We start from the raw sequence: 19746 nt of genomic DNA, 5'->3' as shown, positions 1-19746 counted from the left end.
AATGGCAAACGTTCTCGATATCCGCCGCCGCATCCGCAGCGTGAGAAACACGCGGCAGATCACCAAGGCCATGAAAATGGTTTCGGCGGCCAAGCTGCGCCGCGCCCAGGATCGCGCCCTTTCCGCCCGGCCTTACGCCCGCATGCTCACCAGCGTGCTCCAGTCGCTGGTCACCCGCGCCGAAATCTACGATCCGGAGACCGGTCAGGCCCGCCATCCCCTGCTCGCCCGTCGCGAGGAGAAGGACATCCTCCTGGTCGTGATCACCGGCGACAAAGGACTGGCCGGCGCCTTCAACACCAACATCCTCAAGGCCGCACAGCGCTTCCTCGAATCCAAGCCGGGCAAGAACGTGGACGTGATTGCCGTCGGGCGCAAGGGGCGCGACTTCCTGCGTCGCCGCTATCCCGCGGCCCAGGCCCAGCGCTCTCTGGCAGAGGATCTGCAAGAGGCGGAGGCCGTGACCGCGCGCGCCGCCCAGATTCAACTGGTCGGCGAATACACCAACATCTTCAGTCGCCTGGAGTTCACCCACGCCCGCGACCTGGCCGAGGAGGTCATTCACAGCTACACCCGCGGCCAGGCCGATGCCGTCTATCTTGTCTACAACGAATTCAAGTCCGTGGTTTCGCAGCGCTTGGTGGTGGATGAGGTCCTGCCCATCGAGGAGATCGGCGCCGCCGATATCCGCATGGCCGAGGAGATGACCGACGAGCAGAAGAAACGCCTGGTCGAGGCCGCCCGCGCGGCTGGCGTCAGCGTCCGTGCGGCCGATACCGCCGAGATCGACCGCCGCGCCGCTGCTTTCGTCACCGGAGTGGACTACATCTACGAACAGCCGGCGCTGGAGCTGTTCCACAGCCTGTTGCCGCGCTACGTGAGCGTGCAGATTTTCCACGCGTTGTTGGAGTCGGTGGCCGCCGAACATGCCGCTCGCATGACCGCCATGGACTCGGCCACCAACAACGCCTCCGAGATGATTGACGACCTGACCCTGGCCATGAACCGCGTCCGCCAGGCCCGCATCACCAAGGAGATCATTGAGATCGTCTCCGGAGCCGCAGCTTTGTAGGGTCTTGGGATTGTCATCCCGAGCCCGCCGCGGCGAGCGAGGGATCTGCTGTTGAGGTTACAAAGCTAGTAGCTAGCAGCTAGAAGCTGACAGATCAGGGAGTTTCGAATGCCAGAGAACGTCGGTAGCGTCATTCAAGTCGCCGGTCCCGCCGTTGACGTGCAGTTCGCCGAGGCCCATCTGCCTTCCATCTACCAGGCCCTGCGCGTGGTCAGCGAGGGCTTCGATGTGCCTGCGCCCATCAACGTCGTCCTCGAGGTGCAGCAGCACCTGGGCGAGGGCCGTGTGCGCTGTGTTGCCATGCAGCCCACCGACGGCATGGTGCGCGGCATGAAGGCTATCGACCTGGGCGGGCCCATCACCGTGCCGGTGGGAACGGGCACGCTCGGCCGCGTGATGAACGTCATCGGCGAGCCCGTGGACAACCTGGGCCCCATCGCCACCCAGGAGCGTCATCCCATCCATCGCCCGGCGCCCAGCTTCGAGGAGCAGGCCACGACCGCGGAAATGTTCGAGACCGGCGTCAAGGTCATTGATCTCATCCAGCCCTTCCTCAAGGGCGGCAAGATCGGCCTCTTCGGCGGCGCCGGCGTGGGCAAGACCGTGATCATCATGGAGCTCATCAACAACGTCGCCAAGCAGCATGGCGGCTTCTCCGTGTTTGCCGGCGTGGGCGAGCGTACCCGCGAGGGCAACGACCTGTGGATCGAGATGAGCGAGTCCGGCGTCATCAAGCCCGGCGACCCCTCGAACTCCAAGGCCGCGCTCATCTACGGCCAGATGACCGAGCCGCCCGGCGCGCGCTTGCGCGTCGCCCTCACCGGCTTGACCGTCGCCGAATACTTCCGCGACGTCGAGGGCGCCGACACGCTGCTCTTTATCGACAACATCTTCCGTTTCACCCAGGCGGGCTCTGAGGTCTCCACGCTGCTCGGCCGCATGCCTTCCGCCGTCGGCTACCAGCCCAACCTAGCCACCGAGATGGGCGAGTTGCAGGAGCGCATCACCTCCACCAAGAAGGGCTCCGTGACTTCCGTGCAGGCCATCTACGTGCCGGCCGACGACCTCACCGACCCCGCGCCCGCCACTACCTTCGCCCACCTCGATGCCACCACCGTGCTCTCGCGTCAGATCGTCGAGATCGGCATCTACCCCGCCGTGGACCCTCTGGCTTCCACCTCGCGCATCCTCGATCCCCGCATCGTCGGAGACGACCACTACGACGTCGCCCAGGGCGTGAAGAAGATCTTGCAGCGCTACAAGGACCTGCAGGACATCATTGCCATCCTGGGGATTGACGAGCTGAGCGAAGATGACAAGCTCACCGTCGCGCGCGCCCGCAAGATCCAGAAGTTCCTTTCGCAGCCCTTCCACGTGGCCGAGCAGTTCCTGAATGTGCCCGGCCGTTACGTCAAGATCGCAGACACCGTGAAAGGCTTCCGCGGCATCATCGAGGGCAAGTATGACGACATCCCCGAGCAGGCCTTCTTCATGAAAGGCGGCATCGAGGAAGTCCTCGAGCATGCCGAAAAACTCAAACAGCAAGCCGCTGCGTAGCGGCCTTCACGGGGTACTGGCAACTGCATGCCTGACACCTTCCAACTCGAGATCGTTACTCCCGATCGCCAGGTAGTGGACGACCGCGCCGAAGAGATGCAGATTCCCGGTCGCAAGGGATACCTGGGCATCCTGCCCGGCCACGCCCCGCTCATCACCGAGCTGGATGTGGGCGAGATCAGCTACCGTCGCGGGCAAAAGACGCATTACCTGGCCGTCGCTTGGGGCTTCGCCGAGGTGTTGCCCGACCGCGTCATCATCCTGGCCGAGACCGCCGAACGCGCCGAGGAGATTGACATCGATCGCGCCCGCCAGGCGGTGGAGAAAGCAGAAAAACATCTGCGCCGCACCGATCCCGACGTCGACTTCGCCGGCGCCGAGGTCGCCCTCAAACGCGCCCTCATCCGCCTGCAGGTCGCCGGTAAGCAGTAGCGCCTCACTCCAGGCTTCAGGGAAAAGAACAGGGCCGCCCTGAAGGCGGCCCTGCTGGTTGCTCGCACCGGTAGGGTGCTAATGGTTCCAGTAGGCCTGTTGATAGCCTTCCAGGTAGCCCTGCCGGTACATGTGTTTGTAGGTATCGCGGCTGCCGTAATCGCCGTAATAGCCGCGGTCCGCGTTGCGATACCAGCCGTTGTTGTACGGGCTGAAGCTCTTGCCCTCGCGCGCTTCATCGCGGCCGGCCACCAAGCCGTCCCGGTAGCCGTTGGCAAAGGCCGCGTCTCCGGAGCCGGGTGGCCTTACGGTGACGACGCCCTCGTCATAAGTGCGGGTAATCTGGGCTGAGCGCCCGAAATAAGCGTCGTCATAGCCCACCCGATAGCCGTCCCGATAGCCCTGGCGGAACTGTCCGCGCGGGCCCATCCAGCCGGCGTAGCCTCGGTCGGCTTGCTGGAAGCTGGCGTCGCGGTAGTCATAGCTTGCCCTGTTGCTCCGGTCCGCCACGCCGTGGTTAAAACCGTCGCGGTAGCCGTTGTCGTAGCCGTACTGCTGGACCTGATACGCCTGGCGGTTCGGCGGATCGTGCGCGAGCGCCGTTCCCGCCAGCGCCAACGCCACGGCGAACGCCATGAGCGCCGCTTTCGTTTTGACCACCATGTTCACCTCCAGGACGCAGGCTCGGATTTGTCTCTCTTGCAGGCACTCCTGCGTCCGTATCATTAGGTGGGATGCCTTGAACCGACGCTGCCGCTGCCCTTTTACGGCGTCGGAACTGTGGTCAAAAAGCCACACTCAGGCAACCTTTCCGGTATATCCGCAGCTCTCGCAAGTGGTTGCCTTGATAACGTTTCGGTAAACAACGCTCTTGTTTCGTATCTGCACACCCGCTACAATCCGCCCAACATCTTCCCGGGAAGCTTCCGGAGGGTCTGCACGCGCGCGCTTGGGGCGCGAACGGATGGGCCTGCGCTTGCGCGCAGAGAGGCGAAGTTTAGGGTAGGATTGCGCGGGATTCGTCCCCTTCCATGAAAGTTGCGGTCGAAGTCGTCGGCAAAAGCGATGTTGGCTGCGTGCGCACCAACAACGAGGACAACTTCGGCTACGACACCCGCAACGGCATCTTCCTGGTCTGCGACGGGATGGGCGGCATGGCCGCCGGCGAAGTGGCCAGCAAGATGGGCGTGGACACCGTGCTGGAGTACTTCCGCAAGGCCGCCGCCAACGGCAGTTACCCTACCCATGGGCGCGCCTACGAGGACGTCTCCCAGATGGCCAACGCCCTGGCCAGCGCCATCCAGCTCGCCAACGACGTCATCTACCAGGCCGCGTCCTCCGACGCCTCGCACCATGGCATGGGCGCCACCATTGTGGCCGCCATGCTGAAGGGCAATTTCCTCTCCATCGCCCACGTGGGCGACAGCCGCATCTACCGCATCCGTCACGGCGAGATCGAGCAGATGACCGAGGATCACTCCCTGGTCGCCGAGCAGGTGCGCCGCGGCCTCCTCAGCCAGGAAGAAGCCGACCGCTCCGACATCCAGAACATCATCTTCCGCGCCCTGGGTGCCGACGCCACCGTGGAGCCCGACCTGGAGGACCTGGTCGCGCAGCCCGGCGATATTTTGCTGCTCACCACCGACGGGCTCACCAAGTACATCAAGGAGCCGCGCCTGTTGGAGATTATTCAATCCTCGTTCTCGCTGCAGCAGGCCTGTGACCGCTTGATCCAGGCCGCCAAGGAGGCCGGGGGCGACGACAACATCACCTGCGTACTCATCAAGATCGTCAAGGAAGCCTGGTACCGTCGCTGGTTTGGAGGAGGCCACAAATGGCAAAGCTCTATCTGATGTTCGAAGGCGCCACTCTGAAGGAGTTCACGCTCGCCCAGGGCGGTGTGGCTACCATTGGCCGCCTGCCCGACAATCTCATTCAGGTGGATAACCTCGCCGTCAGCAGCCACCACGCCAAGATCTTCTGGGAGAGCGACCACTACGTCGTCGAGGACAATGAGAGCCTGAACGGCACCTTCGTCAACAAGCAGCGCATCACCAAGGTCTCGCTCAACGACGGCGACGAGATCGGCATCGGCAAGCACATCATCCAGTTCAAGGACACCTGGCACGAGGACGAAACCGCAGCCGACACCGTGCAGGCGCTTCCGCCGCTGCCCAAGCTGGAAGCCACCGTGGTCCTCGACACCAAGAAGGCCAAGGAGATGATGGCCGCAGCCCTGGCCGGAAAGGCGCCGGCCGCGCCTCCCCCGCCTACCGCTCCGACTCCCCCGGGCCACAAGACGGCCGCCATGCCGCCGGCTGCGCCGCCGCCGCGCGAGCGCACCGCCACCCTCACTGTTCTGGCCGGCAAGACCGACCAGTCGCAGTACATCCTGTCGAGCAAGCTCACGGTCATCGGCAAGAGCGACATGGCCACCGTGCGCCTGAAGGGCTGGTTCGCGCCCAACGTGGCCGCCACCATCACCAAGCGCGAGACCAAATACATCATCGCGCCCGCGGAGCGCGGCATCCACGTGAGCGTCAACGGCGCCCAGATCATTGGTCCCACCGAACTGACCGAAGGCTCCATGATCGAGGTCAAGGGCGTCAAGATGAGCTTCGACTTGCAGTAACACTGGCTGGCAGCTTGCAGGCGGCAGCTGGCAGCAGGTGGAATGTCATCCCGAGCGAGCTGGAGCGTCCGCGAGTCCGTGGCGGACGAGCGGGAAAAGCGAAGGCGAGTCGAGGGACCCCTGTAGCGTTGTTTCTCCTTTCGAGGCCAATGGCGCCCAGCCGTTGGCCCCAAGCTGCCAGCTCCGTTCTGCTAAACTCCTTGACTTCTTCCACGAGAGGCAATCATGGCTATTCACACCATCGGCATTATCGGCGCCGGAACCATGGGCAACGGCATTGCGCACGTGTTCGCGCGCCATGGCTATAGCGTTCTGCTGTGTGATGTGGAGCGCCGCTTCCTCGATCGTGCGCTGGAGACTATTGCGAAGAACCTCGAGCGCGAGGTATCGAAGAACAAGCTCACCGCGGAAGAGGGCAAAACCGCCCTCCGCCGCATCGAGGCCACGGTAGAGCGCGCGGTCCTTGCGAATTGTGATTTCGTGGTCGAAGCCGCCACCGAGAAGTTCGATATCAAGGCCGATCTTTTCCGCGAACTCGACCAGGTGTGCCGGCCCGAGGTCATCCTCTCTTCGAATACTTCGTCCATCTCCATTACCCGCCTGGCCGCGCTGACCAAACGGCCCGACCGTGTGATCGGCATGCACTTCTTCAATCCCGTGCCGGTGATGAAGCTGGTGGAAGTTATCCGCGGGCTGGCCACCTCCGACGAAACCTTCCAGACCGTGAAGGCACTGGCCGAAGAGCTGGAGAAGACGCCGGTCGAAGTGAACGACGCCCCCGGCTTCGTCTCCAATCGCGTCCTGATGCCGCTCTTGAACGAAGCCATGTATGCGGTGATGGAGGGCGTGGCCACGCCTGCTGCGGTGGACGAGGTCTTCCGCCTGGGCATGGCGCATCCCATGGGCCCCCTGCAACTGGCCGACTTCATCGGCCTGGACGTATGTCTCGACATCATGCGCGTCCTGCAGGAAGGCCTTGGCGACCCCAAGTACCGCCCCTGCCCGCTGCTCATCAAGATGGTCCACGCCGGCCGGCTGGGCCGGAAGACGGGGCAGGGGTTTTACAAGTACTGAGAAGCAGTGGTCAGTGACCAGTTCTCAGCTCCTCTCCTTTCGTAGCCGTCATCCTGAGCGAGCGGCGACGAAGCCGTGCACTGCCTTCAACACCTTGCAAATTCCCCTTAACGCCTTCCTTCGTAGTGATATAGTCTATGTAGTATTGTTTGTAAAAAGATAAGCCCGTTGTTTCAGGGACTTTGCCAATAAGTCCTTTAGACCTAGGGACTCACAGGGATCTGGCTCACTAACCTGTTGATTTATCCAAGGGAGAATGGCGGGAGGGGTATACCGTCCCCTTAACGCCGAAGGCACTACCGAGAGACGACTATTCCGGCTATCCTCGCCCCATGGGCGTGCGCGTCGCGGTGCTGGCCAGCGGGAGTCGGGGGAATGCGGCGGTGGTAGCGAGCGCCGAGACCACCATCCTGGTGGACGCCGGCATCTCCTGCCGCGAAACTTTCAAGCGCCTGCGGGCCGCGGGCGAAGAGCCGGAGAAGCTGGATGCCATCCTGATCTCCCATGAGCACTCCGACCACGTGGCGGGCCTGGAGGTACTGGCGCGGAAACTCAAGGCGCCGGTGTTCATGACCGAGATGACGCGCTCGGCTTGGCGGCGCGAGCAGCGCGCCCGGGGAGGCGAGACCGAACTCGCGCGCTGGGAGCCGTTCCCGGCGGGCGCCACCTTCCACATCGGCGATATCGCGGTGACCGCGTTCACCACGCCCCACGACGCCGCCGATCCGGTGGGCTTTACGTTTCGTATAGAAGGTGTAAAGGTCGGGCTGGTGACCGATCTGGGGTATGTCCCATCCAGCGTCCGGCAGCATCTAAAGGGGTGCGACGTGCTGCTGATGGAGTCCAATCACGACCTGGAGATGCTGCGCACCGGGCCTTATCCCTGGAGCGTGAAGCAGCGGGTGATGAGCCGGGTGGGCCACCTTTCGAACGACGCCCTCGCGGAATTCTTCGCCGGCGACTATGATGGAAGCGCCGCATTCCTGGTGCTGGCGCATCTCTCGGAGCAGAACAACCACCCGGAAATCGCCCGCGGAGCGGCGGAACAAGCCTTGGGCCCTCGCCGTAACTTACTGTTAAACCGCGTGCTGCTGGCCAGGCAGGACGCGGGGATGGAGCCTATCCGGCTGTAGGTTTTGAATCGGGCTCAGGCCTCCGGGGCTAAAGCCCACGATTTCGGCAGGGAGTGGACGGCACAAGAAGTCGTGCCCCTCCGAAAAGGGGAGGACGAGATCCTCCGGAAGAAGAGCGTGGAAGTGGTCGTTGCTGTTCTATGAGTCAATGCATGGACCGAGTGGTCGGCGAGATTCTGGCAGGCTGGCGCTATGACATCTCCGGCCTGGCGGTGGAAATGCGCGGCGACTACGAGCAGCACCTGGCGGAATGCAGCCGCTGCCGCAAGCGCCAGAAGCTGCACCGCATCATCGACGTGGGGCTGATCGTGGTAGCCACGGTCTCGGCGGTGATGTTCCTGCTGGCCTTCGGGGCCATCCGCTATTTTTCGCCGCGGCACGCCCTCTACCTGGAGATCGCCGCGCTGGCGGGCTTCGCCTTCTCCAGTATCATGTGGGTGGCGGTAGCGGTGGCCACTCCGGCACCGCTGGTGATGGTGGACGCCGCGCGGCTAGGCGCGCGCCGCCTGCACCAGAGCCTGCCGGAAGAGATTCGCAGCCGGCTGCCGGAAGAGCTGGAGATGAAGCTGAAGGGGTAACGTTTTCATGCCGAGGAACCGAGGCATCCCTATACCCGGCAGCGCTTGTTAGGCATAGGGATTCCTTGTCCGCCGCGGCGGACTCGGAAAGACAAGAATATCGCGATGCGAACGCCGGTTCGATTCCGCATCACCGCAGTCTTCGCTGTGGCCATGGTCCTGCTGAGTGGGACGATGGCGACGGCCGCCGCATGCCAGGCGCTGTGTGCACGGGTGGCGCAGCCTTCCGCCGCGATGCATCACGGCGGCATGAACCATCAGCACGACACGGCTTCGGCAGACATGGCGAAGTGCGCGGCCATGTCCGCTGGGGAATGCACTGCGCAAATGGACGCGCGGCTCCAGCGCCGCAGCACTAGCCTGCCCGAGCCGCGCGCGGTGTCGGCTGCTCTCGCAGTTGCGGCCGCTCCACAGTTGACTTCTGCGGCGAATGCTTCACCCGTTGCCGTCGCCGCCAGTCCACCTGACCTCGAAGATTTCCCACGCGCTATTTTTCTGCGCATCTAGTCCCTTTTTTTCTTTTCCTGTTGTTCGAGCTGTGGACGGTGAGCGTCCGCGGTTCTGATTTTTCTTCAGTTTTCAGCGATCCAAGGAGCGTGGATATGAACAGCCGACGCAATTTCCTGCGGGCGGCGCTGGCGCTGGGCGCCGGAGCCGCCGCCTCATCCCAAGCACTGGCGCACGAAGAGCCGAGCGCGCGGCCGTGGCGCAGGCCACAGTCGCGGGGCGCTGCCGGTGTGCCGTTGCCGGTCGCGACCCCCGACGTGTCGCAGCTTCCCCATAGGCTCGAGAACGGCGTGAAGGTGTTCCAACTGGTCGCCGAGCCGGTGAAGCGCGAGATCTATCCCGGGAAAGTTGTGGATCTGTGGGGATACAACGGCAGCGTGCCCGGTCCCACCATCCAGGTGACCGAGGGCGATCGCGTACGCATCATTGTGGAGAACCGTTTGCCGGAGCCCACCTCCATGCACTGGCACGGCTTCGAGATCCCGGTGGAGATGGACGGCATGCCCGCCATCAGCCAGCCGCTCATCCTGCCCGGAGAGAAGTTCGTGTACGAGTTCACGCTGCACCAGGCGGGGACATTCTTCTACCACTCGCACATGAGCATGCAGGAAATGATGGGCATGATCGGGATGTTCATCATGCATCCGAAAGAAGCCTGGCGGCCGAGAGTGGACCGCGATTTCGGCTTCGTGCTGCAGGAGTTCGCCGTGCTGCCCAACGCGAGCGTCCCCAACTCGCTTTCCATGGAGTTCAACTGGCTGACCATGAACGGCAAGGCGGCGCCGGCGACCACGCCCATCCTGGTGAAGCGCGGAGAGCGCGTGCGGTTGCGCTTCGTCAACATGGGCATGGACCACCATCCGGTGCACGTGCACGGGCACACGTTCGTGGTGACGGGTTCGGAAGCGGGCCGCCAGCCGGAATCGCTCTGGGGCCCGAAGAACACGACCCTGGTGGGCGTAGCGGAAGCTACGGACGTGGAGTTTGTCGCGGATAATCCCGGCGACTGGATGGTGCACTGCCATCTGCCGCACCACATGATGAACCAGATGGCTTCCATGACGGGTCCGCTGTGGACGTTCAACGGCATGGCCGCGGGCCTGGACATGAAAGACGGCATGGGCATGCTGCGCCAGGGTCACGCTACGGCCGAGGGCTTCGGCCCCAGCCTGGGACGCGGCATGGGTGTGGGCTCGGAGCACGAGCGCGCCACCACCGATCTTCCACTGCAAGCCGCACACGCGCATCACGGCGGCGGTTTGTGGAAGGTGGCGCCGGGAGCGAATCGCGTCCCCGGTTTTCCGCAAGATCATTTTCCGGTGCTCGACGAACTGGTGGCCAAGCCCGAGACCTACGGGCTGGCCAAAGGATGGTCCGGCGCGATGATGGGCATGATGACGCTGCTGCGCGTGCTTGAGCCGGAGATGTACGACAAGATCCATGCCCTCCGGCAGGAACCCGCGCGGGAGGAACACAAGCACGGATGAGCCGGCGTTTCTACCTCAGGGCTAAAGCCCTGGGTTTTTCCGCCGAAACGTTACGGCGCGGCTGAAGCCGCGCCCTTTCAAGAAACTGGCTGTGGTGTACGACGGAGAGAGTGGAGCCATGAGAGCGAAATCGTTGATTGGAGTCCTGATCCTGCTGCTGCTGGTCGTGCCTGTCGGTGGTTGGGCGCAGGAAACTACCGCGCCCGCGCAGCATGAGCAGCATCCGCAGAGTGCCCCGAAGGATCCGCGGGCGGCGGAGGCGGAAGAAACCGGACCGGCGCTGATGCTGGAAGAACTGGAGCGCATGGCGCTGGCCGGGAACCCGACGCTGCGACAAGCCAGCGCAGAAGTGCGCGTAGCCGCAGGACGGGCGAAACAGGCCGGCCTGTATCCCAACCCGACCGTGGGCTACCTCGGTGAAGAGATCCGCGGCGGGCGCTCGCGCGGTGGCCAGCAGGGATTCTTCATCGAGCAGCCCATCGTGCTGGGCGGCAAGCTGAAGCGGAACCGCCAGGTCTTCGAGCAGGAGCGCGTGCAGGCGGAGGCGGAGTCGGATGAGCAGCGTCTGCGAGTGATGAACGCCGTGCGCATGCTCTACTTCCACTCCCTGGCAGCACAGGAGGCCGTGACGGTGCGGCGGAAACTGGCGCGGCTGGCGGCCGAGGCGGTCGAGGTCTCGCAGCAGCTGTACAACGTGGGTCAGGCCGACCAGCCGGACGTCCTGCAGGCGGAGATCGAGGCGCAGCGCGCCGAACTGATGCTGATCGAAACCGAGAACCGTCGCCAGCATGCGTGGACGGCGCTGGCGGCGGTGGTGGGCAATCCCCAGCTTCCGCTCACGCGACTGGCCGGGCGGCTGGAGGAAAACCTGCCGGAGATCGCGCCCGAGCAATACATCGAAGACCTGGTGCGCAACAGCCCGGCGGTGCGCATCGCAGAGGCGGGAGTGAAGCGTGCGGAGTTGGCCGTCGGCCGCGCGCGAAGCGAGGCGGTGCCGGACCTGGTCCTGCGCGGCGGGCTGCAGCAAAATCGCGAGTTGCTCGAGGCTACGGGACGTCCGGTCGGACTGCAGGGCTTCGCGGAGATCGGCGTGCAGTTGAAGCTGTTCGACCGCAACCAGGGCGGGGTGGAATCGGCGCGCGCGGAACTGGAACGGGCGCAGGCGGAAGCGCGCCGCGTGGAACTGGTGCTGCGCGAGCGCTCGGCCGGACTGTTGCGGAGCTATCGTGATGCCAGCGCGATGGTGGAGCGCTATCGCGCGCAGATGATCCCGCGGGCGCAACGAGCGTACGAGCTGTACCTGGCCAAGTATCAGGAGGTGGCGGCAGCGTATCCGCAGGTGCTGATCTCGCAACGCACGCTGTTCCAGTTGCAGACCGACTATATCGAGGCGCTGGAGGCGCTGCAGACCAGCTCGATCGCGCTGCGCGGGTACCTGCTGACGGACGGCCTGGAGGCTCCAGCGCGCGCGGGTGAAATGGACCAGCCGGTGCGCGAGATCAACGTGCCCATGGCGCGGCCGATGGAGAAATAGCAGTCAGCAATCAGGAAAGATCTTCGGAACGGGGGAGAAGAATGCAAACGGTGCTGGCAATCGCTGTGCTGAGCTTCAGTGTCCTGGGGTGGGCAGGGGAAACGACCGAGGCGGAAGTGCGCGCGGCCATCGAGCAGTTCGAGCGCGGGCTGGCCGAGCGCGACTTGGCGCAGATCGAGCCGCTGATGGCGGAAGACATGGTCGCGTTCGAGAACGGCCACCGGAACGATAGCTGGGCGGACTTCCGCGACCACCACCTGGTGCCGGAGATGAAGGAACCGGCGCCGCCGATGAAAAGCGAATTGGTGCGCCTGGTGACGACGCCTCAGATGGGTTGGGGTTACACCAAGACCAGCATGACGTTGACGCGGAAATCGGGCGAAAAGGTCGAGGCCACGCTGTGGTCGGTGTATGTGCTGGAAAAACGCGAGGGCAGGTGGAAGATCGTGATGCTGGACTGGAGCTTCTACGTGCCGCGGAAATAGCAGCGGTAGCGAACTGGAAGCCACGGAGGCTCAAGGCCTTCAGTCGGTGATCAGGCCGCCGATGAGGTCGGTGAGACGAGAGACGCGGTGCTCCATGCACCAGCGCTCGAGCGCGTTGACGATGTTCTCCGTCGCGCAGGGGTCCCAGTAATTGGCCGTGCCTACCTGGACGGCGGCGGCGCCCGCGAGCATGAATTCGACCACGTCGGCGGCGGTGGTAATGCCGCCGATGCCGATCACGGGAATATCCACCGCGTGCGCGGCTTCATAGACCATGCGCAGCGCGATGGGCTTGATGGCGGGGCCGGAGAGGCCCGCGGTGATGTTGGAGATGCGCGGGCGGCGGGTTTCGGGGTCAATGGCCATGGCCACAAAGGTATTGACGAGAGAAAGGGCGTCGGCGCCGGCGTTCTCCGCGGCGCGCGCCATCTGCGCGATGCTGGTGACGTTCGGCGAGAGTTTGACGATCAGCGGCTTGGTGGCCGCGCCCTTCGCCGACGCCACCACTTCTTCCAGCAGCACCGGATCGCTGCCGAAGAAGATGCCGCCATGCTTGGTATTGGGACAAGAGACGTTCAACTCATACGCGGCGATGCCTTCCCCTTCATTCAGGATGTGAATGGTGGCTTCGTAGTCCTCCACGGTGAAGCCGAAGACGTTGGCGATGACAACGATGTCCGCCTTCTTGCGCAGCAGCGGGAGCTTTTCTTCCACGAAGGCGCGCGCGCCGATGTTCTGCAATCCAATGGAGTTGAGCATGCCGGCGGCGCTCTCGAAGATGCGGGGCGGCGGATTGCCCGCCATGGGCTCGCGTGAGAGTCCCTTCACCACAAAGCCACCCAGCTTGGGCAGCGCGACGATGTCCTCGAACTCCAGGCCGTAGCCGAAGGTGCCGCTGGCGGCGATGACTGGGTTCTTGAAGCGGATGCCGCAGAAGGTAACGCTCAGGTCGGGCGGCTGGGGCGGGCCGGCGAAGGGTGCGGCGCTCACGGCTTGCCTCCGGCTGCCAGGGCTTCGGTCAGCACGCGCCCCACGCTGTGAGAGGGCGGCGTGATGCCCAGGAGGGAAGCCAGCGTCGGCGCTAGGTCCACCGGTTCGACCGCCTGCCGGTAGATGCCGGGGCGAAACGGAAGGCCATAGAGCAACAAGGGAACGTGCGTGTCGTACGACCAGGGCGAGCCATGGTGGGTGCCACGCTCGATGCCGACCGAGAGGAGTTCCGGCACTCCGATCACGTACCAGCCTCCATAAGGGGAGAAGCTGTGGGCGTACCGCCGGCCGAGCGCGGTGGGCGGCAGCGCGCCGCTCTTGCTCTGATGGCGGGTGAAAAACCCGGACCAGCCGGCCGCCTTCCCAAGGGCTTCGCCGGCCGCCTGTTCGGCATCCGCTTCGTTGAGATTCACAGCGGCAAAGGCGTTCTGCGAGAGGTAGGCCACAGGCCAGTCGATGGCGGCGATGAAGTCGGCCCCGGCGTTGAAGCGGGCGGCAAGCTCGGCATTGGCCTGCTTGCGAACGGCGCTGATATCCACGTTGCGGCCCGGCAGACGCAGACTGGTGGCAGTGGCGGGCAGCGGAGCCGTCCCGTGGTCCGAGGTGAAGGCCAGCCAGACGTTGGCGAGACCGATCTGGCGGGCGAGGAAGGCGAAAAACTCGGCGAGCTGGCGGTCGATGGCGAGGATCATGGCGGCCATTTCCGGCGAATCCGGGCCCACGTCATGGCCCAGATAGTCGCTCGCGGAGAGGGAAAGAATCAACAGGTCGGTTGCGGACCCGGAGCCCAGCTTCTGCTCCTGAATGAGTTGGCGTGCGAATTCGAGCTGGTACTCGGTGGCGAACGGGGTTTCGCCGAGGGAGTCCTTGAACTTGCCGGACGCGGAGGCGGGCCGAAGAACGTTGCCGGCGGCATCCTTCCACTCGAGGCTGCGATATTTCTCCAGCCGGCCTCCGGCGTTGAAGGCCTTCACCCAGTCCGGCAGATCCTTCATGTAGTAGGACGAAGTGACGAAGACACCGGTCGAATCGTCCGCCCAGTAGGCGGCATCAGCCGCGTGCCCGGCGGGCAGGATGGCGGCACGGCGCTTGAGAGATACGGCGAAGACGCGCGACTTGCCGCCGGTAGCAAGCTTCAATTCGTCGCCGAGCGTGGAGGCCAGCACGCGCCAGGGGGATCCGCCTGCCCGAGTACCCAGGCCGGTGGTGGCGTCATCCTGTTCCGCGGCGACGGTGCGCTTCTTTTCCGGATCCCAAAAGAAATTGCCGATGATCCCGTGCCCGTCGGCATATGCGCCCGTAAGCAGGGTAGTGAAGCTGGGGGCAGTGAGGGTGACGGCGTGGTCGTAATGACAGTCGGCGAATACGGCGCCGCGCTCGAGAAAAGTATTGAAGCCGCCGGAACCGAAACCCGCGCGATGACGGTCGAGGAAGTCGGCGCGAAACTCGTCTGCGATGATGATGACGATGAGCTTCGGCCGAGCGTCGTAGGCGGAAGCGAAGCCGAAGGAAGCAAAACACAGCAACGAAAGCAGCGCGGCCGCACGCAGAAAGCAGATTCTCATTCCCTTCTAGTGTACGACAGCAGGTGCGTGCGTCAGTCAGCCGCGGGCGCGCCTTTTTGCTCCGCGAGGCGCACCTTGGCCTGGCGCGCCGTCTCGCGCAGCAACGGATCGGGATGGTTCAAGCAGCTCTCCAGTTGCTTCCGAAGCGAAGTGAGGCCGAGCGTGCCGATGGCATAGACGCCGCAGGCCTTGAGCCAGGGATCGTCGCTGGAAACCAGCTCAGCAACGGCGGCTTCGCGGCTCTCGACGCCAGTGTGGCAAAGGCTGGCGCCCAGACGGGCGCGCTCGGAGACGGAGACCTCGCTGTCGAGCAGGGGCACCAGGGTGTTGCGCAGAGCGGGCTTGAGCACGTTGTCCAGGAACTCGAGCGCATTGTCGTGCACCACGGCGTTGGTGGACTGCAGGCCGACATAGGCGCTGTGAAAGTCGTAGCCAGGATGGAGCAAGGTCAGCAGCCGGAACATGCGCTCCACCTCCTGCTGCATGGATTCATTCATGGCGCTGGAAACGGCGCTGTGGGAATCCAGGCTTCCGCCCAGCGTGTTGAGGATCTGGTAGGAACGGTAGTGGCCCATGATTTCGGCGGCCAGGATGCTCTCCAACATGAGCGTGTCGAGTTCCAGGCCGGGATGAGCTTCGCGCAGCTTGTTGAGCGAGCTGAGGATGAGGAAGCGCAGGTTGGTCTCGCTTTCCAACAAGTTTTCCATCAAGGCGCGGCCGGCGGCAGGAGTGCCGATACGCACCAGGGCCTGGGCGACGGAGGCGCGCAGTTCGGTGCTCTGGGCGGGATCGCCAAGGTAGTCGCGCAGCGTGCCCACGATGGAGTCGCCGAACATGGAGAGGGCCAAGGCAGCGTCGGCAGCCAAGGCAGGATCCGCCAGCCGCTCGATGGCCGCCGTCAGTAGGTGTCGACGATGCTGGCGCCCGATAGCGCGTAAGGCGTGGCGTTGCACTTCCAGGTCAGGATCCGCCAGGAGCCGTTCCACGTGCGCGTCGAACGGCCCGGGGACGGTCGCCAGCAGACGGGCCGCTTCTCGTCGCGAGCGCGGGCCGTCCGGGCTTTCGTCCTCGATCATGGCGTCGAGGATACGGGTGACGGTCTCCAGATTCTGGGTGTCGCCGGGGCGGGACAGGAATGCGGCCATGGCCGAGCGGATGGAAAAGTCCGGGAAGTCGCCCAATTCTTCGATCTTGTGCAGTGGGTCCACGTGGGCGTGGTGGGCCAGGTACAGCAGGGCTTCGGTGCGGACCTCGAGGTCGGAGTCGCGCAGCAAGGGTTCGACCTCGGGAAGGAGCAGCCGGTCGCCGGCTTCCGTCTGCAGAGCCAGGGCCTTGCGCCGTACTTCGGGCGCGGGATGGTAGAGCAGTCCGCGCACTGCAGGATGCACGCGGCGGCGACTTTCGGTCTCGAACAGGCTCAGCGCGTAGAGGATCTCTTTGGGATCGGTAGAAACGAGGCGGTCGGAGAAGATCTCAATCGTGGAGCGATCCAGCACAGGTGTGTCGACGCGCTCGACGTCCAGTCGGTGCCGGCGGATGCTGTCGCGCAGGGTGTGGACGTACTGGCGACGCGCGAAGTAGGCCGCGGCCAGCCATCCGCCGATGAAGATCAGATTCACCCAGCCGACGTCGCGGGCACTAAAGCGCAGCCGGTCGGCAAACAGCACCAGGGTGAGCGCCGCCAGCCCATCGCCAAGCCGCCAGATGAACGTATCGATAAACGACTTAACACGCAGCTTGAAGCCTGTGGCGAGCGGCAGGTAGAGGAGCTCGATGGAGGACTTATCGATGGAGTAGCGCAAGACCTGGTCGCTGCCCTTGAGGAGCACGGCGGCCAACAGCGTTCCTCCCGCCAGCACGCCGATGGTGCCGCCGAGCAGAGCGACCGGCACCACGTACAGGGTGAGTCCCAGACCGAAGCGGCGCAGGACGCGCGAGGTCAGCAGCATCTGCGTCGCAAGGCCGAGAATGCCCACCAGGAAACTGAAATCGCTGAAGAAGAGCGCCAGAGCGTCCTTTTCGGGGATGAACTGCCGGGCGATGGCCTTGAACTGCCAACCCGCGAAGGTGGTAACGAACGAAGACATGCAGATGACAGAGGCGATGGCGAGCAGGTAAGGGGAAGACGCGATCTGGCGCAGGCTGTCGACAATGGTGGGCTGTTCAGCTTCGTGGACCCCGGACTCCAACGGATTGAGCTGTCTTTGCCGCCAGATGAGCACGACCAGGCAGGCACAGATGGCCAGGCACACGGCCATGCCCATGAGGAGGCCTTCCGTGCCATAGGCCTTTACCGTAACTCGTGAAGCAAAGCCACCGAAGATTGCGCCGGAAATGGCCCCAGCGCCGACCAGGCCGAAGATGCGCTTGGCTTCCCGCGTGGTGAGCACGAAGTTGGCAAGCTTCCATACCTGCATGGTCGACAGCACACCAAAGATGCCTACCCAGATGTAGAAGACTGGAAACAGCCAGGGCTGCTGGTGGAAATGCGCTAAATACCAGAACAGCACACAGGTGGCAGAGTAGAGGAGCAGGCAACCGACGAGCAGGTTGCGGAGGGAGATGCGGCGAGCCACGAACAAGTAGGCGGCCACCACGAGGCCGACCAGGAAAGCGCTGGCCAGGTCGGCCCAGGGAAGCTTGACGGCGTCGAAGCGGTCGAGGAAGAGAGCGTCCCGAGCCACCTTGCCGATCGTGTAAGACGCAAGAATCAGAAACAAGTAAAGGAAGAGAAGAATGCCGCGTCCGAAGTCCCCCGGTCGCAGATTCAGAGCGCGTTCGAGATAGCCCGTCATCTGCGAAAAGCAGTCTCAGCGCTGGGCATCGATGGGCTCCAGATTGAACAGCACCATGGTCTCGCCGCGCTCGCGGATGAGCTGGTCGAAATGTTCCACGATCTTGCGGCGACGCACGAACAGGGCGTCGATTTCCGCTTTGCGCAAATACTTCTTCATCTTCTCGCGGACCAGGTTTTCATCCAGGGTGCGCAAGCGCTCGAGAAAGCCGCGGTCGCACTGGATGAGAAGGTCAGGCGTACGCAAGTCTTCCTGGCGGCGGAAGGCGCGGGTGTGATCGATGAGCCACAGCCGCCAGTGCTTGTCGATGAGCATGTTTCCCTGGTTGCGGTCGGTGTTGTAAACAAGGTTGTCGAAGACCCGCATCACGTGGAGTTGCTTGCTCCAGCGGACGCGGTCGGGCGGTTCGATGCCCTTCTTCTGCATGTCGGTATACTGCGTGACGCCTTCGAGCCAGATCTGCACGGAGCCATCGGTAGCGCCGTAGCCGCGCTTGACGGCAGGTGGCACCCAGGGCAGGCCGACCAGCAGGCTGAACTCATAGGCGGCAGGTTCAAAGGTGGCTTCGTCACGGAAAAACATCTCAGAGGTGCCGCCGGACATACTGGCTTGAATCTTGTCTTCGCTGACGTTGCGATAGATGGCGTTGGCTGTGATGCCGTCCTTCACCAGCTTCCACTTTTTAGGGTTGGTGATGCCGGTGCCGATGTCCTTGATGCCGCGCACCTTCGCCGTGCGCAGGAACACCAGCAACTCGGCGTCGGTTTTGAAGGGGAGCGGCTGGCCGTCGGGGCCGATCCATTGGTGGGGGAGCGGAGCGGCGGCCGCTTCCGGCGCAGAAGGTTCCGATTGAGGCTGTTGGTATTCCGCGAGGGAGCTGCCGCCCGGCGCCGCTGCGGACTGGGGCGCAAGTGGGGCCACGGGACCATCGAGCAGCACGATGCGCTGGTCGTGGTACACGGCGGTGAACTTCGGGGAGCTGATCTCCAGCGCGGACGCGCGGCCCTCGGGTATGTAGCCCTTGAGCATCGCGGTGTCGATGAGAAAAACGCGGCCCCCGAAGCGAACCCGTACTCGGCCGTCGGCCTGGGGCGTATGGCCCACCACAAGGTTGCGGGCACCGAGCGACGCCAACAAGGCCGCGACCTTGGGCGTACCTTCTTCCTCGGTCCATTGCGCGTAACCGCGGAACCAGAGCGGGCCATCGGGGTGGACGCTGTACCAGCCGCTGTAGCCGAGGAAGTCCTCCAGCGTCTTGCGGCGGTGCTGGTCGGCTTCGGAGGGCTTCCATTCTTTGCCTTCCGCCTGCGCCGCGGCGGTGCGCGCGGCGGCCTCGGCCTTCAGCCGGTCCAGTTCGGCCCGCGCAGCGTCGGTGGCTTCCTGGAGGGTGAAGAAAGGAAGCGCAATGTTCTCCTGCGCGAGCCAGGCGCGAAAGACGTCCATGGCCCGAAGCTCTTCGCGGATGCGCTTGTTGATGTAATCGGGACGAACGTCGGGCAGCGCGGGATTGATGCCGCCGTGCAGGAACACTACGTCGTCCACCTGGGCCACGGCGTCCTTCTCCCGCAGCCAGCGGCCGTAACGGCCGTCCGGAGCGAAGGCTTCGCGCTGCTCGAGGAAGCCGGGCGGGTGAGCGTCCATCCATTGCTTTTCGATCTCCGCGTCCGTAAGCGGAGCGGCGGCCGGCTGCGCGTGATCCTTGCGCCAGTCCAGGTACTGCTCGAAGGCCTTGCGGCGGCGCTTCTCGGAATCCGGGCCGGCGAAGGAGGCGAAGCTGCGCACGTAACGCAGGTCGCCGGTCATGTTCATCACTTCGTGGTTCCCCAGCAGGACCAGGACGCGGCCCTTCTTGCGCGGCGCTTCTTTTTCCAGCGCCATCATCAGGTCGAGCACCTCGCGGTCGGC

General features: G+C 64.2%; 17 protein-coding genes. 12 read left to right on the top strand and 5 right to left on the bottom strand.

The window, feature by feature from the left end; genetic code table 11:
- The first annotated feature begins 1 nt into the window (after position 1).
- The 3 genes from VLE48_12115 to VLE48_12105 all read left to right on the top strand — a co-directional run bounded on the left by VLE48_12115 (position 2) and on the right by VLE48_12105 (position 3061).
- The gene (locus VLE48_12115; protein ID HSA93749.1) at positions 2 to 1072 is read left to right on the top strand and encodes a FoF1 ATP synthase subunit gamma; all 1071 of its coding nucleotides are present in this window, start codon (positions 2 to 4) and stop codon (positions 1070 to 1072) included.
- Positions 1073 to 1180: 108 nt separating this feature from the next.
- A complete protein-coding gene (atpD, locus tag VLE48_12110; protein HSA93748.1) occupies positions 1181 to 2629 on the top strand; it encodes a F0F1 ATP synthase subunit beta in 1449 nt (482 codons plus the stop codon).
- A 27-nt stretch (positions 2630 to 2656) separates the two neighbouring features.
- A complete protein-coding gene (locus VLE48_12105; protein ID HSA93747.1) occupies positions 2657 to 3061 on the top strand; it encodes a F0F1 ATP synthase subunit epsilon in 405 nt (134 codons plus the stop codon).
- Positions 3062 to 3139: 78 nt separating this feature from the next.
- Here the strand turns inward: VLE48_12105 and VLE48_12100 are convergent, their stop codons facing one another.
- On the bottom strand, positions 3140 to 3724 hold the full coding sequence (locus VLE48_12100; protein ID HSA93746.1) for a hypothetical protein: 585 nt from the start codon (positions 3722 to 3724) through the stop codon (positions 3140 to 3142).
- Between the two features lie 368 nt (positions 3725 to 4092).
- Between VLE48_12100 and VLE48_12095 the strand changes: the two genes are divergently transcribed.
- From VLE48_12095 to VLE48_12055, 9 genes are all read left to right on the top strand, one after another.
- Positions 4093 to 4914: a Stp1/IreP family PP2C-type Ser/Thr phosphatase gene (locus VLE48_12095; GenBank protein ID HSA93745.1), complete on the top strand. Its 822-nt coding sequence runs from the start codon at positions 4093 to 4095 to the stop codon at positions 4912 to 4914.
- A complete protein-coding gene (locus VLE48_12090; protein HSA93744.1) occupies positions 4896 to 5693 on the top strand; it encodes an FHA domain-containing protein in 798 nt (265 codons plus the stop codon). Before VLE48_12095 ends, VLE48_12090 begins: the two co-directional genes overlap by 19 nt.
- 225 nt (positions 5694 to 5918) lie before the next feature.
- Positions 5919 to 6767 (top strand): 3-hydroxybutyryl-CoA dehydrogenase, encoded by an 849-nt coding sequence (locus VLE48_12085; GenBank protein HSA93743.1) that lies wholly within the window; start codon positions 5919 to 5921, stop codon positions 6765 to 6767.
- 332 nt (positions 6768 to 7099) lie between these two features.
- A complete protein-coding gene (locus VLE48_12080; protein ID HSA93742.1) occupies positions 7100 to 7900 on the top strand; it encodes an MBL fold metallo-hydrolase in 801 nt (266 codons plus the stop codon).
- 152 nt (positions 7901 to 8052) lie between these two features.
- A complete protein-coding gene (locus VLE48_12075; GenBank protein HSA93741.1) occupies positions 8053 to 8478 on the top strand; it encodes a hypothetical protein in 426 nt (141 codons plus the stop codon).
- 105 nt (positions 8479 to 8583) lie between these two features.
- Positions 8584 to 8985 carry a hypothetical protein gene (locus VLE48_12070; protein HSA93740.1) on the top strand — a complete coding sequence of 134 codons (402 nt, stop codon included), beginning with the start codon at positions 8584 to 8586 and terminating at the stop codon, positions 8983 to 8985.
- A gap of 95 nt (positions 8986 to 9080) precedes the next feature.
- Positions 9081 to 10472 (top strand): copper oxidase, encoded by a 1392-nt coding sequence (locus VLE48_12065; protein ID HSA93739.1) that lies wholly within the window; start codon positions 9081 to 9083, stop codon positions 10470 to 10472.
- Between the two features lie 118 nt (positions 10473 to 10590).
- The gene (locus tag VLE48_12060; GenBank protein ID HSA93738.1) at positions 10591 to 12006 is read left to right on the top strand and encodes a TolC family protein; all 1416 of its coding nucleotides are present in this window, start codon (positions 10591 to 10593) and stop codon (positions 12004 to 12006) included.
- A 50-nt stretch (positions 12007 to 12056) separates the two neighbouring features.
- On the top strand, positions 12057 to 12491 hold the full coding sequence (locus tag VLE48_12055; GenBank protein ID HSA93737.1) for a nuclear transport factor 2 family protein: 435 nt from the start codon (positions 12057 to 12059) through the stop codon (positions 12489 to 12491).
- A 39-nt stretch (positions 12492 to 12530) separates the two neighbouring features.
- On the opposite strand, the gene VLE48_12050 is transcribed toward VLE48_12055, so the two are convergent.
- From VLE48_12050 to VLE48_12035, 4 genes are all read right to left on the bottom strand, one after another.
- Complete coding sequence (locus VLE48_12050; protein HSA93736.1) at positions 12531 to 13481, bottom strand: dihydroorotate dehydrogenase; 951 nt, start codon at positions 13479 to 13481, stop codon at positions 12531 to 12533.
- Positions 13478 to 15046, bottom strand: a complete 1569-nt coding sequence (locus tag VLE48_12045; GenBank protein HSA93735.1) for an alkaline phosphatase family protein — start codon at positions 15044 to 15046, stop codon at positions 13478 to 13480. The genes VLE48_12050 and VLE48_12045 overlap by 4 nt, the downstream gene beginning before the upstream one ends.
- 32 nt (positions 15047 to 15078) lie before the next feature.
- The gene (locus VLE48_12040; protein ID HSA93734.1) at positions 15079 to 17841 is read right to left on the bottom strand and encodes an Npt1/Npt2 family nucleotide transporter; all 2763 of its coding nucleotides are present in this window, start codon (positions 17839 to 17841) and stop codon (positions 15079 to 15081) included.
- A 15-nt stretch (positions 17842 to 17856) separates the two neighbouring features.
- Positions 17857 to 19746: hypothetical protein (locus VLE48_12035; protein ID HSA93733.1), on the bottom strand; the 1890-nt coding region annotated here is incomplete at its 5' end.

The organism is Terriglobales bacterium, from assembly GCA_035454605.1.
In the GTDB taxonomy this organism is placed as follows: domain Bacteria; phylum Acidobacteriota; class Terriglobia; order Terriglobales; family Acidobacteriaceae; genus DATMAB01.
This window is presented reverse-complemented; position numbering and strand designations above follow the sequence as displayed.

Coding starts and splice junctions, on each gene's coding strand:
- VLE48_12040 (HSA93734.1), bottom strand. CDS start 17,841: ATGACGGGCTATCTCGAACGCGCTCTGAATCTGCGACCGGGGGACTTC.
- VLE48_12085 (HSA93743.1), top strand. CDS start 5,919: ATGGCTATTCACACCATCGGCATTATCGGCGCCGGAACCATGGGCAAC.
- VLE48_12045 (HSA93735.1), bottom strand. CDS start 15,046: ATGAGAATCTGCTTTCTGCGTGCGGCCGCGCTGCTTTCGTTGCTGTGT.
- atpD (HSA93748.1), top strand. CDS start 1,181: ATGCCAGAGAACGTCGGTAGCGTCATTCAAGTCGCCGGTCCCGCCGTT.
- VLE48_12080 (HSA93742.1), top strand. CDS start 7,100: ATGGGCGTGCGCGTCGCGGTGCTGGCCAGCGGGAGTCGGGGGAATGCG.
- VLE48_12065 (HSA93739.1), top strand. CDS start 9,081: ATGAACAGCCGACGCAATTTCCTGCGGGCGGCGCTGGCGCTGGGCGCC.
- VLE48_12075 (HSA93741.1), top strand. CDS start 8,053: ATGGACCGAGTGGTCGGCGAGATTCTGGCAGGCTGGCGCTATGACATC.
- VLE48_12090 (HSA93744.1), top strand. CDS start 4,896: ATGGCAAAGCTCTATCTGATGTTCGAAGGCGCCACTCTGAAGGAGTTC.
- VLE48_12105 (HSA93747.1), top strand. CDS start 2,657: ATGCCTGACACCTTCCAACTCGAGATCGTTACTCCCGATCGCCAGGTA.
- VLE48_12060 (HSA93738.1), top strand. CDS start 10,591: ATGAGAGCGAAATCGTTGATTGGAGTCCTGATCCTGCTGCTGCTGGTC.
- VLE48_12100 (HSA93746.1), bottom strand. CDS start 3,724: ATGGTGGTCAAAACGAAAGCGGCGCTCATGGCGTTCGCCGTGGCGTTG.
- VLE48_12070 (HSA93740.1), top strand. CDS start 8,584: ATGCGAACGCCGGTTCGATTCCGCATCACCGCAGTCTTCGCTGTGGCC.
- VLE48_12115 (HSA93749.1), top strand. CDS start 2: ATGGCAAACGTTCTCGATATCCGCCGCCGCATCCGCAGCGTGAGAAAC.
- VLE48_12095 (HSA93745.1), top strand. CDS start 4,093: ATGAAAGTTGCGGTCGAAGTCGTCGGCAAAAGCGATGTTGGCTGCGTG.